Consider the following 262-nt stretch of genomic DNA (forward strand, 5'->3'; position numbering starts at 1 on the left):
TCTATATTCCAAGTCGTTGAAGTACCTGTCTCTGTCCAACCTACTTCTGTAGAAGTTAAACTTAAGTTATTAGAAGTAAGATCTGTTGGTTCTGGACATGTAGGAATCCCTCTAACGCGGAAGTTATCTACAAAAATATCATTATCTTCTGGGTCATCAACAGTACCTTCAGAACCTAAGATTCCAAATTGTACAATTTGACCAGCATAAGATTCAAGTGTAACTACAGGGTGCTCACCAGTTGCAGAAACAACAGAAGTAC

At 38.2% G+C, this 262-nt stretch carries 1 protein-coding gene; it reads right to left on the reverse strand.

Annotated features, from left to right (window positions below; genetic code table 11):
• Positions 1–262 (reverse strand): hypothetical protein (locus ACRHNM_RS17080; protein WP_431137832.1); only part of this gene is annotated, 262 nt, incomplete at both ends.

This window comes from Psychroserpens mesophilus, assembly GCF_050617655.1.
Lineage (GTDB): Bacteria > Bacteroidota > Bacteroidia > Flavobacteriales > Flavobacteriaceae > Psychroserpens > Psychroserpens mesophilus_A.